The sequence below is a fragment of the Chromobacterium alticapitis genome (assembly GCF_002924365.1).
Lineage (GTDB): Bacteria > Pseudomonadota > Gammaproteobacteria > Burkholderiales > Chromobacteriaceae > Chromobacterium > Chromobacterium alticapitis.
Genome location: NZ_PQWB01000080.1, coordinates 1 through 12,855 on the forward strand (window position 1 = coordinate 1; position 12,855 = coordinate 12,855).

Consider the following 12,855-nt stretch of genomic DNA (forward strand, 5'->3'; position numbering starts at 1 on the left):
CTCACTGCTGTTACACTGCCCAGCCTTTAGCCAACCGCGCCAAGTCATTGTGAAACCAGCCGCTTTTTCCAGCCTGCCCCTGCCCGCCCCGCTGCTGTCCAACCTGGACAGCTTGGGCTACCACCAGATGACTGCCATCCAGGCCGCCAGCCTGCCCGCCATTCTGGAAGGCCGCGACCTGATCGCCCAGGCCAAGACCGGCAGCGGCAAGACGGCTGCGTTCGGCCTTGGCCTGTTGGCCAGCCTCAATCCGCGCTGGTTCGGCGTGCAGGCGCTGGTGATGTGCCCCACGCGCGAACTGGCCGACCAGGTGGCGCAGGAAATCCGCCGTCTGGCGCGCGCCATCGACAATATCAAAGTGGTGACGCTGACCGGCGGCACGCCGATGGGCCCGCAGATCGGCTCGCTGGAGCACGGCGCCCACATCGTGGTGGGCACGCCGGGCCGGCTGCAGGACCACCTGTTCCGCGAAACGCTGAACCTGGCCGGCGTGAAGACGCTGGTGCTGGACGAGGCCGACCGCATGATAGACATGGGCTTCATCGAGGAGATCGTCGGCATCGTCCGCGCCTGCCCGAAGACCCGCCAAACCCTGCTGTTCTCCGCCACTTATCCGGAAGACATCCGCAAGGCCAGCGGACAGTTCCTGAAGAATCCGGTGGAAGTGAAGGTGGAGTCGCTGCACAACGCCGACCACATCGAACAGTGGTTCTACAAGGTGAAGCCGGAAACCCGGCTGGAGACGGTCAGCCGCATCCTGCGCCATCTGCGCCCGACCTCGGCGCTGGCCTTCTGCAACACGCGCGAACGCTGCAAGGAGCTGGTGCGCGAGCTGCAAGAACAGGGCTTCAACGCGCTGACCCTGCACGGCGACCTGGAACAGCGCGAGCGCGACCAGATCCTGCTGCGCTTCGCCAACAAGAGCGCCACCGTGCTGGTGGCCACCGACGTGGCGGCGCGCGGCCTGGACATCAAGGAACTGGACGTGGTGATCAACGTCGACGTCACCCACGATCCGGAAGTGCATATCCATCGCATCGGCCGCACCGGCCGCGGCGAGCAGCACGGCCTGGCGCTGACCCTGGCCACCGACAGCGAAGCCAAGCGCCTGGTGCAGATCGAAAACTACCAGCAGGCCGACCTGACCTGGGCCGATGTGGAAGAATTGACCCCGGCGCCGGGCGGCCCGCTGCTGCCGCCCATGGTCACGCTGGAGATCGCCGGCGGCAAGCGCGAAAAGCTGCGTCCGGGCGACCTGCTGGGCGCGCTGACCGGCGACGCCGGCTTCCAGGGCAGCCAGATCGGCAAGATCAATATTTTTGAATTCGCCAGCTTCGTGGCGCTGGAGCGCAGCATTGCCGAACAGGCATTAGCCAAGCTGTCTCAATGCAAAATCAAGGGAAAACAGTTCAAAATGCGGCTGATAGGCTGATCGCCGCCGCAAAAGAAACAGGGCCTTTCGGCCCTGTTTTTCCCCGTCCCGCACCCTCCTGTTATACTTGGTACTGCGCTACCGTCTGCTGGATATTCTCCGCCTGCCGCCGCAGCCGGTTGGCCGAATCCGCCGAATCCCCCGCGTCCCTTGAGTTGGCTTCCGCCATCTGGGCGATCTGCTCCACCTTCTGCGCGATGACGTTGCTGGCCGCGCCCTGCTCCACGATGCTGCTGGAAATCTCGCTGATCAACTCCACGCTGCGTTCGGAGTTGGTCTTGATCTGCTGAATGGCCTCGCTGGCGCCGCGCGCCTTCTCCGCTTCCTGATTCACCCGGTCCACCACCTGCTGCATGCCCGCCACCGCGGCCTGCGTGCCGTGCTGCATCTTGTCTATGACGCCGGAAATCTCCGTGGTGGAGCTGGTGGTGCGCTCCGCCAGTTTGCGCACTTCGTCTGCCACCACGGCGAAGCCGCGGCCCATCTCGCCAGCGCGGGCGGCCTCGATCGCCGCATTCAGCGCCAGCAGATTGGTCTGGTCTGCGATATCCTTGATCACGCCCAGCACCGTGGCGATGGTGGCGCTGTCGTCGCGCAGCCGCCCAATGCGGTCCGCCGCCTCGGCCACTGCCTGCGCCACCGCGCTGATGCCGTCCACCGTGCCCAGCACCACGCCGCTGCCGCGCTCGGCGATCTCGCCGGCCACCCGCGCCTGTTCGTCCGCCTCGCGCGCGCGGTCCGCCACGTGGTTGATGCTGACCGTCACCTGCTCCACCGAAGCCGCCATCTCCGAAGCGGACTCGCTTTGCGTCACCGAGCTGCCGGCGATATGCGATGAAGAGTCAGCCATCTGCACGATGGCGCCCTGCATATCGCCTACGCTGCCGCGTATTTCCTGAAAGCTCTGCTGCAGCCGCCCCATCAGTTCATTGAAGGCGGAGGCGGCCTGGCCGATTTCATCCATCCGCGCCACCGGCGCGCGCCGCCGGAAATCCAGCTGGGAACGCACTTCCTGCATGGAGCCCAGCAGGCTCTGCAGGCTGCTGCGGATATGCGCGTACAGCTGCACGCTCAAGCCGCCGCAGACCAGCACCGCCAGAATCACCACCGCAAGCGAGACGGTAAACCCCGCTTGATAAGCCGCCGCGTTGTCCTGGGACAATTGCTCGGCCAGCTTGTAATTGAACTCGATGTGATCCAGCAAGAGTTGATTCAGCGTCTTGGCCTCGCTGGACATGTCGCCCACCAGCAGCCTGTCCGCGCCGGCCGCATCATTGGCCTGCATCAGTTGCAGATACTTGTCGCGCTGCTGGCGATAGATTTTCATCGCATCGCGGTCGGCCTGCAGCATCTTGCGATCCTCGTCGTTGGACAACAGGTCTTTCTCGTACTTGTCCATCGTCGCGTCGAAACGCTTGTCCAGATCCGGCAACAAGGCCAGCTGGGCGGATTTGACCGCCGCATCGCTCAGCGCCGCGCTGCGCGCCAGTGCCAGCCGCATGTCCGCCAAGGCCTCCTTCCCTTCGTCCAGATCATGGATGCTGGGGAAAGTATTGACCTTCAAATAGTCGAAGCGCTCATTGGCCTGCTTTTGCTGCCACAGGCCCTGCGCGCCCACCGCGATCATCGCGATCAGCGCCAGGGCTATCGTGATCATCAGCCGCTTGGTTATCGTCATGGCGCCTTTCCTTCCTGCATCCATCTAGACTAGGGGAATTACTTAGAATAGTTATAGACAGGACTGACGGGCTGACAAGCCATTGCTTTCGCCCGGTTTGCGCGGCAGCGGCCAAAGCGGTAACATGCCGCCCTTCTCCGCGCCATGACGCGGCTCCGTTCCTTGGGTTCCCTCACCCCATTCAGCAAAAAGGATGAAACATGTTCGCCTTCACCGGCCGCCAGCGCTTGTCCGCGCTGCTATGGCTTGCCCTGTTCCATATCGCCATCATCGCGTCCAGCAATTATCTGGTGCAGCTGCCCATCTCGGTGTTCGGTTTCCACACCACCTGGGGCGCCTTCACCTTTCCATTTATTTTCCTGGCCACCGACCTGACTGTGCGCGTTTTCGGCGCGCAGCTGGCCCGCCGCATCATCCTGGCGGCGATGGCGCCGGCGCTGGCCATTTCTTACCTGATCTCCACGCTGTTTTACCAAGGCGCGTGGCAGGGCCTCCAGGCACTGGAGCATTTCAATCTGTTTGTCGCCCGCATCGCGGCGGCCAGCTTCGCCGCCTATGCGCTGGGACAGATTCTGGACGTGCAGGTGTTCAACCGGCTGCGCCGCTTGCCGGCCTGGTGGATCGCGCCGGCGGCGGCGATGTTCCTCGGCAACGTCAGCGACACGCTGGCCTTCTTCTTCATCGCCTTCTACAAGAGCAGCGATCCGTTCATGGCCGCCAACTGGCAGGAAATCGCCATCGTGGACTACGGCTTCAAAGTGCTGATTTGCATGCTGTTCTTCCTGCCCATGTACGGCATGGTGCTGAAGATGATTCTGCAGCGCCTGCTGCGCGCCGGCATCGGCGAACAACTGCAGCCCGTCTGAGCATCCGGGCAAAGCAAAACGGCCAGTCTCCATCCGGAGCTGGCCGTTTTTCATGGCGCGGCGCGATCAGGGCCGCATCGCCTCCCACACCTTGGCGCTGTCGACTATCTGCTCGAATTTGACGATCTTGCCGTCCCGCAGCGTGTACACATGGGCGAAAGACGCGGTGAAGCTTTTGCCGGTGGCGCGATAGGCGCCGTGGTAGAAGCCTTGGGCCACCACGTGCTCGCCATCGACGAAATAACGGTCCACCGCCGCGCGGTAGCCGTCCCACTCTCCACCCAGCCGCTTGAACACGTTTTCCACAATGGCCTGCGGACCGATATAGGTGCCTGCGTAGGGGAAGCCAGCCGCCTCCGTCCATTCAGCGTCCGGCGCCAGCGCCGCCAGCAGATTGCGTCCATTGTCTTCGGAATTGCCTTCGTAAGTGGCGCGGACGATATCGAGATTGCTGCGAATGTTCATGTCAAACTCAATAAAATAGGAATCATTTACATATATAGCCATTGCCTCACAATGCAAGCCCTGTCGCTCGATCTTGAAAAAACCTGCCGCGCCGCCAGATACGACATCAGGCTCCATGACATCATCCTCAACTCTACGGCACCCTATATCCCATGAAAGCTCCCCGTCCGCCCCGCCTCTCCATGCTGGACCTGGCGCCCATCGTCGCCGGCGGCGATGCCGCCCAGGCGCTGCGCCACAGCGCGGAACTGGCCCGCCATGTAGAACATCTGGGCTACACCCGCTTCTGGGTGGCCGAACACCACAATATGGCCGGCATAGCCAGCTCCGCCACCGCGGTGCTGATAGGCCATGTCGCCGCCCAGACTCGAACCATACGCGTCGGCTCCGGCGGCATCATGCTGCCCAACCACGCCCCCTTGGTGGTGGCCGAACAATTCGGCACCTTGGCCACGCTGTTTCCGGGCCGCATCGATCTGGGCTTGGGCCGCGCGCCAGGCACCGACCCGCTCACCGCCCGCGCGCTGCGCCGCGACCGTTTCGCCGGGGAGGACTTCCCGCAACAGGTGGCCGAGCTGCGCGGCTACCTCGCCCCGGCTGCCGCCGGCCAGCAGGTGCAGGCCATTCCCGGCGCCGGCACCGAGGTGCCGGTATGGCTGCTGGGCTCCAGCCTGTTCGGCGCGCAACTGGCGGCGCAACTAGGCTTGCCCTTCGCTTTCGCCGCCCACTTCGCTCCCGCCCAGCTGGAAGAGGCGTTGCGGCTGTATCGCCATCAGTTCCAGCCATCCGCCGTCCTGAGCGAACCTTATGCCATGGCCTGCATTCCGGTGCTGGCCGCCAGCAGCGACGAAAAAGCCCGCAGGCTCGCCACCACGCCGTATCAGAAATTCCTGAACCTGATCCGCGGCGACCGCCGCCCGCTGCCGCCGCCGGTGGACAGCATGGACGGCCTATGGAGCCCGCGCGAGGAGTTTGCCGTCCGCCGCGACTGGCTGGGCGAGTTCGTGTGCGGCGGCCCGGAAACGGTGCAGGCCGGTCTGCAGTCCCTGCTGGACCGCACCGGCGTCGACGAAATCATGCTGTCGGTCGACTGCCATCACTTCCCTGACCGCCTGCGCGCCTGCGAAATCGTCGCCGACATCCTGCCCACGCTGCGCACGGCCGGCGCCATCCCCGCCGCCGCCCTGTAATATCCGGCGCGCCATGAAAAATGCCGCTCGCCCCCGCGGGCGAACGGCATTATCCGGCGGAAGAACCGCGCTTACGGCTGAGTGAAGAACAGGCCGCGCAGCGCCTCGCCCGGCTCGGGCTCGCGCATGAAGGCTTCGCCCACCAAGAAGGTGTGCACGCCGCTGCTCTGCATCAGCCTCACATCGTCCGCCGTGGCGATGCCGCTCTCCGTGATGGCGATGCGGCCGTCGCCGATGCGCGGCAGCAGCTTCAACGTGGTCGCCAGGCTGACTTCGAAACTGCGCAGATTGCGGTTGTTGACGCCCACCAGCTCGGTTTTCAGCTCGAGCGCGGCGTCCAGCTCAGCCTCGTTGTGCACCTCCACCAGCACCGCCATGCCCAGCTCATGGGCCAGCGACTCCAGCGCCCGCATCTTGGGGAGCTCCAGCGCGGCCGCGATCAGCAAAATGCAGTCCGCCCCCATGGCGCGGGCTTCGTACACTTGGTATTCGTCGACCATGAAGTCCTTGCGCAGCACCGGCAGATGGCAGGCGGCGCGCGCGGCCTCCAGATAGCTCGCGTCGCCCTGGAAATACTGGCGGTCGGTCAGCACCGACAGACAGGCGGCCCCGTGGGCGGCGTAGCTGCCGGCGATGGCCGCCGGCTGGAAGTCCGCGCGGATCACGCCCTTGCTGGGGCTGGCCTTCTTGATTTCGGCGATGACCGCGGCCTTGCCCTGCGCGTGCTTGGCGCGGATGGCGGCGACGAAATCGCGGCGGTCGCCGCGGGCCTCCGCCTCGGCGCGCACCGCGGCCAGCGGACGCGAGGGCAGCGCGGCGGCGATTTCCTGGCGCTTGGTGGCGATGATGGTGTCGAGAATATCGGACATGCTGTGTTCGGATGTTGAAAGTCGAATAGGCCATCATGCAGAACATTGCCGCCGCTGGCAAGCCAGGCCGCAGGCTGCCGCCCGGGAATCCTTGATTCAAATCATTCTCGTTCGCGGTCCTGTCGCCGGATACTGGCCCCGTACCTTTGCAGGAGCCCCGCCATGTCAGACACCCCGCTTTCCTCCCATCCCTTACTTGCCGCGCCGCACCGGGCGGCCTTCCTGCCCGGCATGCTGCTGGCGATGCTGCTCTTGGCCGGCTGGAGCGCGGAGCTGCTGTCGCGGCTATTCGGACTCTCCTTGCCCTTGGCGGTGCCGGCCATGCAGGCGCACGGCTTTCTGATGCTGTTCGGCTTCTTTCCGCTATTCATGACCGGCTTTCTGTTCACCGCCGGCCCACGCTGGCTGAACATGCCGCCGCCAGGCCGCGGCTTGTATCTGACCGTACCCGCGCTGCTCGCCTCCGGACTGGTTCTATGGACGCTTGGCGCCGCGGCCGGCGGGGCCTGGCTGCTGGCCGGCCATCTGCTGTATTGCCTGGGCTTTGCTGGCCTGGCCGGCGGCTTCGCCCGGCTGCTGCTGCGCAGCGCGGCGCCGGACCGCCGCCACGCCTGGGCGGTATTGTCCGCCTTCGCCTGCGGCGCCCTGGCCTTGGCCGCGGCGGCCTACTGGCTGCTGAGCGGCGACGCGCGCGGCTGGCTATGGATGCGCGACCTGGCCCTGTGGGGCTTCCTGCTGCCGGTGTTTCTGACGGTTTGCCATCGCATGCTGCCCTTCTTTTCATCCAGCGTGCTGGCGCCTTATGCCGCGTGGCGGCCTTGGTGGCTGCTGGCCGCCATGCTGGGCGGCTCGCTGTCGCACGGTCTGCTGAGCCTGGCTATGCTGCCCTCCTGGCCGCTGGACGCCGCGCTGGCCGGCCTGTTCGGCTATACCAGCTGGCGCTGGGGCTTGCGCGCCTCGCTGCGCGTCCGCCTGTTGGCCATGCTGCACCTCGCCTTCGCCTGGCTGGCGGTCGCTTTCGCGCTGTACGCCTGGCAAGGCGTCGCGGGCGGCTTGGCCTGGGCCCCGCTGCACGCGGTCACCGTCGGTTTCTTCCTGACCATGCTGATCGCCTTCGTATCCCGCGTGTCGCTGGGGCATTCCGGCCGGCCGTTGCAAGCCAGCAATGGTCTATGGCGGCTATACCTGGCGGCCCACTGGCTGGCGCTGGCCCGCGTGGCTGCCGACGCGCTGCCCGCCGCCTGGAGGCCGGCTTTATATGGCCTGGCCGCGCTGGGCTGGCTATTGACGATTCTGCTATGGGGCAGGCAGTTCCTGCCCGCCTATCTATTGCCCAGGGCCGATGGCAAACCGGGCTGAACCGAACGAAGGAGACTGAAATGGGCGCATCCGAAACACTGACCCGCCAACACCGCGATTGCGACGCCCTGTCCGCCGATGCCGAGCAGGCCGCGCGCGGCCAGGATTGGGCAGGGGCAGACGCGGCCTTCGCCGCGATGCGGGCCGACATCGAACGGCATTTCGCGCTGGAAGAGGACTCGCTATTCCCCGCTTTCGAGCAGGCCACCGGCATCCGCCAGGGACCGACCGCGGTGATGCGCGCCGAGCACGCGCAAATGCGCGGTCTGCTGGACGATATGTCCCAAGCGCTGGCGGCGCGACAGCGCGACGATTATCTAGGCCTGTCCGACACGCTGCTGATCCTGACCCAACAACACAATATGAAGGAAGAAAACATCCTGTACCCGATGTGCGAGCAACATGTCGCAGACCTGGAAGCGCTATTGGCGCGGGAGGCCCGCCATGCCGATTGACCTGAGGGAGCGGTTGCCGCCGGAACCCATGGAAATCATTCTGCAGCGCGCGGAAACCTTGGAGAGCGGAACGGAAGAACAATTCATCCTGCCGCACTTCCCTACGCCGCTGCTGCCGCTGCTGGATAGGATGGACGGCGTGCGCTACCGCTTCGAGCTGTCCGGAGACGGCGGCGTGCTGATGCGGCTGGAACGCGAATGATGCAGGGCATGCCCTCCTACGACAGGGCGCCGCCGCCAAGCCTGCCGCTGCCCTTCCTGTTGGCTGCGCCTGTCTGGCTGGGCTTGGCCGGCGCGGCCCTGTTGCTGGCGGACGGGGGCGCGCCGCAGCGCTTCGATCCGGCCCTGCTGGCCGCCGCGCATTTGCTGGCGCTGGGCGTGCTGGGCAACGCGATGTGCGGCGCCGCGCTGCAGATCCTCGCCGTGGTGGCCGGCGTCAGCTACACGCGGCCACGCCGCTTGCTGCACGGATTGTTCTGGCCCTTGCAGCTCGGCTGCGGCGCGCTGGCGCTGGCGTTCCTGAACGGCTTTTCGCGCCCGGCCTTCCTCGCTGCGGGCATTTGCCTGGCCTGGACGCTGCTTGGGCTCGCCAGCCTGGGGCTGGCCGGTCTCTGGCGCAGCCCGGCTCGGGATGCCTCCAGCCGCGGCATAGCCGCCGCCTTGGCCTGCCTTATTTTGGTCGTCGCGCTGGGCCTGACGCTGGCGGGGACCGTGGCGGACAGCTGGCCGCTGCCATGGCTGCGCCTGCTGAATCTGCATATATTGTTTGCCCTGGGCGGCTGGCTACTGGGCCTGATCATGGCGGTGGCGATCACCGTGGTGCCCATGTTCCAGATCACGCCGGCCTACCCCGCTCGCTGGCAGCGTTTCGCCGCGGCCACATGGCTAGCCGCTTTGGCGCTCGCGGCAATCGGCCTATGGCTGGAATGCTGGCCGCTGACCCTGCCCGCCTGCGCGCTGGCCACGGCTTTCGCCTGGCACACCGGACGGCTGCAGGCGCGCAGCCGGCGGCCGCAAGACATAGGCCGCCGCTTCTGGCAATGCGCCATGGCGGCCTTGGTCCTGGCCCTGGCCGCGGCGCTGGCGCAACTGGCGGGCTGGGATGCGGAAGGCTTGCCCGAGGCCGCCGGCTGGCTGGCCTTATTCGGCCTGGGCGGCGGGGCGGTGTTGGGCATGTGGTATAAAATTCTGCCGTTTTTGCTATGGCTGGACTTGCAAAAGCGCGCCCCGCGCGGACGGCGCGCGCCATCCACGCTGCAGTTGCTGCCGGAATCGGCGCATAGCCGCTGTCTGGCGCTATACCTCATCGCGCTTGGATTGGGCACGGCGGCCGCCGCGGGCGGCGCGCCGACGGCGGCGCCGGCCATCGCCCTGCTGGCATTGGCCGCTTGCTGGGCTTGGGATGGCTCGGCCGCGATGCGCCGCTATCGAGCCTGTCGCCGCGCCTGGACCGACTCGCCCGCTCAGTTAGGCGCCGCCACGCCGTAGGCGGCGAGCGCGCCGGGGTCGGGCAGGCGCAGCTCCCGGCCGTGCACCTCCAGCAAACCGGCCTTGCTCAGTTGCTGCAGCACGCGGGAAAAGGTTTCCGGCGTCAGATTCAGCCGCGAGGCGACCAGATTCTTGTTGGCCTCCAGCGTCAGCTCGGCAGGCGCGTCGCCATCCAATTGCTGCAGCAGATAGCCGATCACGCGCTGCAGCGCGCTTTCCACCGAATACCGCTCCACATCGCGCACCATGCCGTGCAGGCGCAAGGACATGCCGGCCAGCATATTCCGGGCGAAGGCTGGATCGCCGGCCAGCGCCTGGAAGACGGCGTCGGCCGCCACGAAGATCAGCAGACTGTCTTCCAGCGCCTGGGCCTGCACCGGGTACGGCTTGCCCAGAAACATCACCGCCTCGGCGAAGCTCTGCCCTGGGTGGATGATTTCCACCACTTTCTCCACGCCCTGCGGCGACAGAATCGCCAGCTTCACTTTGCCGTAGACCACCGCGTACATGCCGTCGCACTCGTCACCTCGGTGAAACAGCATGCGCCCCTTGTCCGCCGGCACCGCGCGCGCATGCCGGGCCAGCTGCGTCAGCTGCTCATTCGATAATTGCTGGAACAGCGGTTGGTGCCGCAAATGCTGGATGACGTCGATCTGGGACATGGCTGCGCCTCGCGTTGGAATGGCTGAATTTTACCCCATCCCGCGCACGCCTCTGCCCGCCAAGACGCAAAAAAGGCCGCCCCAAGGCAGCCGGCTGGAAACGAGGCGTCAGCGCGAAACAAAGCCGCCGTTGATGAACAGGGTCTGCGCGGTGGTCCAGCGGTTTTCCGGCGAAACCAGATGCTTGACCAGCGGCACCAAGTCCGCCACCTGGCCCAGCTCTCCGTTGATGCTGGCGCGCTTCAGATAGGCCACAGTTTCCGGTGTTTCCACCGAGTAGAAAAACTCAGTGTCCATCGGCCCCGGTGCCACCACGTTGACCGTCACGCCGCGATGGCCGATTTCCTTGGCCAGGGCGCGGGTGAAGTCTTCCAGCGGCGCCTTGCTGCCCGCGTAAGCGCCGTAATAGCCGGTGGTGGCAGCCAGCAGCGAAGTGCCGATGCTGACGATGCGGCCGTTGTCGCGGATGCGGCGGCCGGCTTCCTGCAAGCAGAAGAACGCGGCCTTGGTGTTCAGCGCGAAAATGGCGTCGAACTCTTCTTCGCTCACTTCCGTGACCGGCTTCTTCACCATCATGCCGGCGGTGTTGATCAGGATATCCAGATGGCCGAAGCGCGCCTCCACCGCGTCGAACAAGCCCCTCACCTCCGCCACCTTGGTGACGTCGGCCTGCACCGCGAAAGCCTGGCCGCCGGCGGCGACGATCTTGGCTGCGGCATCCTCGGCTCCGGCGCGGGAGGACGCGCTGTTGTAGTGGATGGCGATGGCAGCGCCCTCCGCCGCCAGCGCTTCGGCAAACGCGCGTCCCATATTGCGCGACGCGCCGACGACCAGGGCCACTTGACCTGCGAATGGGGATTGGCTCATTTCATTTCTCCGTTTGATTGGCCGCGCAACGCGGCGGACTGTTGACGCTTCGCAGTGTATTGCGCGATCAATTTCGGATAAATGAGCAGAATTTGATTACACTATCCAGAAATTCAAGCCAATTGGAGCGGGTATGGACCGGCTGCAAGCCATGCAGGTATTCGTCACCGTGGTGGACGCGGGCGGCTTCACCAAGGCGGCGCAGCAAATGCAGCTGCCGCGCGCCACGGTCTCCAGCGCCGTGCAGCAGTTGGAAGCGCAACTGGGCGCGCGCCTGCTGCATCGCACCACCCGCCGGGTGCAGCTGACGCTGGACGGCAGCGGCTTCTACGAACGCTGTCGCCTGCTGCTTGCGGAATTCGACGAGATCGAGGCCCTGTTCAGCCAGAAAGGCGCCAGCCCGCGCGGCAAGCTGCGCATCGACGTGCCGGGACCGATAGGCCGGCAGATCCTGGCTCCGGCGCTGCCGGATTTTTTCCGGCAATACCCCGACATCGAGCTGGAGCTAGGCGTCACCGACCGCCCGGTGGACCTGATACAGGAAGGCGTGGATTGCGTGATCCGCGTCGGCTCGCTCGGCGAATCGCGGCTGGTGGCGCGGCGCATCGGCATGATGCCGCAGGGCAATTACGCCAGCCCGGACTATCTGGCGCGCTGCGGCGCGCCGCTCTCGCTGGATGATCTGCCGCGCCACCAGGCGGTGCGCTACGCCTCGCCGGCTACGGGCAAGGTATTCGACTGGGAATATGCGAGCGAAGGCGTGGCGCGCTCCGTGCCGCTGCTGGCCCGGATCAGCGTCAACCAGGTGGAAACCTATATCGCTTGCGCGCTGGCCGGACTGGGGCTGATCCAGCTGCCCCGCTACGACGCGGCGCCGCACGTGGCCGCCGGTAGGCTTGTAGAAGTGCTGGCGGGCTGGCCGCCGCCGGCCATGCCGGTTTCGGTGTTGTATCCGCACCGCCGCCACTTGTCCCGCCGCGTGCAGGTGTTCGTCGAATGGGCCGCCGCGCTGATGAAAGACAAGCTGGACCTGCGATAGGGCGTCGCCACGGTTATGAATAGTCCCATGGCTGCTCGCGGCTCGCCAGTCAATACCCACCCATCATTAAGCACTAACTCTCCGCCATTTCCTCCCGCCTTTGCAGGAAGAAATGGCTTCCATCCCCCTAAAAGGCAGGACTAGCCTACGCAATTTTAAGCACATCGTAGACAAAATACCGGCATTGACTACAGCAACAGTGACAAATACTGGATAAATTATTCCACGCCCGTCTCGACTCCGCCTTCTTGCCGCGCTCCTTTGCTTCTCCCTGCACGTTTCTTACCCTGACAAACTTCCAGTCATAATTCATTTGCCATTTCAAATGGAAAATGACTATCACAATATCATCTCCAACCAGGAGATGGCCCTTTGCACCGGGGTCAGGACCAAAGAACCAAGGGCAGCGCATTCGCGCGCAAACAAGCCTCCGTTCCAGGGACTTGCCTACCCGGCACGCCCCACCGTGATTCTTCAAAGGAGAA

The 12,855-nt window shown here is 65.4% G+C and carries 13 protein-coding genes; 8 read left to right on the forward strand and 5 right to left on the reverse strand.

The window, feature by feature from the left end; translation table 11 throughout:
• Positions 1 to 4 precede the first annotated feature (4 nt).
• Complete coding sequence (gene dbpA, locus C2I19_RS15950; protein WP_233201225.1) at positions 5 to 1,432, forward strand: ATP-dependent RNA helicase DbpA; 1,428 nt, start codon at positions 5 to 7, stop codon at positions 1,430 to 1,432.
• Between the two features lie 61 nt (positions 1,433 to 1,493).
• Here the strand turns inward: dbpA and C2I19_RS15955 are convergent, their stop codons facing one another.
• Complete coding sequence (locus C2I19_RS15955) at positions 1,494 to 3,110, reverse strand: methyl-accepting chemotaxis protein (protein WP_158253738.1); 1,617 nt, start codon at positions 3,108 to 3,110, stop codon at positions 1,494 to 1,496.
• Between the two features lie 200 nt (positions 3,111 to 3,310).
• On the opposite strand from C2I19_RS15955, the gene C2I19_RS15960 reads away from it, so the two are divergent.
• Positions 3,311 to 3,976 carry a 7-cyano-7-deazaguanine/7-aminomethyl-7-deazaguanine transporter gene (locus tag C2I19_RS15960; RefSeq protein ID WP_103903658.1) on the forward strand — a complete coding sequence of 222 codons (666 nt, stop codon included), beginning with the start codon at positions 3,311 to 3,313 and terminating at the stop codon, positions 3,974 to 3,976.
• Positions 3,977 to 4,042: 66 nt separating this feature from the next.
• Here C2I19_RS15960 and C2I19_RS15965 read toward each other — a convergent pair whose 3' ends face one another.
• Positions 4,043 to 4,441 carry a nuclear transport factor 2 family protein gene (locus C2I19_RS15965; RefSeq protein WP_199181220.1) on the reverse strand — a complete coding sequence of 133 codons (399 nt, stop codon included), beginning with the start codon at positions 4,439 to 4,441 and terminating at the stop codon, positions 4,043 to 4,045.
• A 152-nt stretch (positions 4,442 to 4,593) separates the two neighbouring features.
• Here C2I19_RS15965 and C2I19_RS15970 point away from each other — a divergent pair, with 152 nt between their 5' ends.
• The gene (locus C2I19_RS15970) at positions 4,594 to 5,631 is read left to right on the forward strand and encodes an LLM class flavin-dependent oxidoreductase (protein ID WP_103903659.1); all 1,038 of its coding nucleotides are present in this window, start codon (positions 4,594 to 4,596) and stop codon (positions 5,629 to 5,631) included.
• Positions 5,632 to 5,702: 71 nt separating this feature from the next.
• Here the strand turns inward: C2I19_RS15970 and trpC are convergent, their stop codons facing one another.
• A complete protein-coding gene (gene trpC / locus C2I19_RS15975) occupies positions 5,703 to 6,500 on the reverse strand; it encodes an indole-3-glycerol phosphate synthase TrpC (RefSeq protein ID WP_103903660.1) in 798 nt (265 codons plus the stop codon).
• Between the two features lie 162 nt (positions 6,501 to 6,662).
• Here trpC and C2I19_RS15980 point away from each other — a divergent pair, with 162 nt between their 5' ends.
• The 4 genes from C2I19_RS15980 to C2I19_RS15995 are packed head-to-tail and all read left to right on the forward strand — an operon-like array spanning position 6,663 to position 9,802.
• Positions 6,663 to 7,859 carry an NnrS family protein gene (locus tag C2I19_RS15980; RefSeq protein WP_103903661.1) on the forward strand — a complete coding sequence of 399 codons (1,197 nt, stop codon included), beginning with the start codon at positions 6,663 to 6,665 and terminating at the stop codon, positions 7,857 to 7,859.
• A 20-nt stretch (positions 7,860 to 7,879) separates the two neighbouring features.
• Positions 7,880 to 8,314, forward strand: coding sequence for a hemerythrin domain-containing protein (locus C2I19_RS15985; protein ID WP_103903662.1), 435 nt, complete (start codon positions 7,880 to 7,882; stop codon positions 8,312 to 8,314).
• Positions 8,304 to 8,516 (forward strand): DUF2249 domain-containing protein, encoded by a 213-nt coding sequence (locus C2I19_RS15990; protein ID WP_103903663.1) that lies wholly within the window; start codon positions 8,304 to 8,306, stop codon positions 8,514 to 8,516. Before C2I19_RS15985 ends, C2I19_RS15990 begins: the two co-directional genes overlap by 11 nt.
• On the forward strand, positions 8,513 to 9,802 hold the full coding sequence (locus C2I19_RS15995) for a hypothetical protein (RefSeq protein ID WP_103903664.1): 1,290 nt from the start codon (positions 8,513 to 8,515) through the stop codon (positions 9,800 to 9,802). Before C2I19_RS15990 ends, C2I19_RS15995 begins: the two co-directional genes overlap by 4 nt.
• Here the strand turns inward: C2I19_RS15995 and C2I19_RS16000 are convergent.
• Positions 9,778 to 10,464, reverse strand: a complete 687-nt coding sequence (locus tag C2I19_RS16000) for a Crp/Fnr family transcriptional regulator (protein ID WP_103903665.1) — start codon at positions 10,462 to 10,464, stop codon at positions 9,778 to 9,780. The genes C2I19_RS15995 and C2I19_RS16000 overlap by 25 nt on opposite strands.
• A 108-nt stretch (positions 10,465 to 10,572) precedes the next feature.
• Positions 10,573 to 11,331 carry an SDR family oxidoreductase gene (locus C2I19_RS16005; RefSeq protein WP_103903666.1) on the reverse strand — a complete coding sequence of 253 codons (759 nt, stop codon included), beginning with the start codon at positions 11,329 to 11,331 and terminating at the stop codon, positions 10,573 to 10,575.
• Between the two features lie 133 nt (positions 11,332 to 11,464).
• Here C2I19_RS16005 and C2I19_RS16010 point away from each other — a divergent pair, with 133 nt between their 5' ends.
• On the forward strand, positions 11,465 to 12,370 hold the full coding sequence (locus C2I19_RS16010) for a LysR family transcriptional regulator (RefSeq protein WP_103903667.1): 906 nt from the start codon (positions 11,465 to 11,467) through the stop codon (positions 12,368 to 12,370).
• Positions 12,371 to 12,855 lie beyond the last annotated feature (485 nt).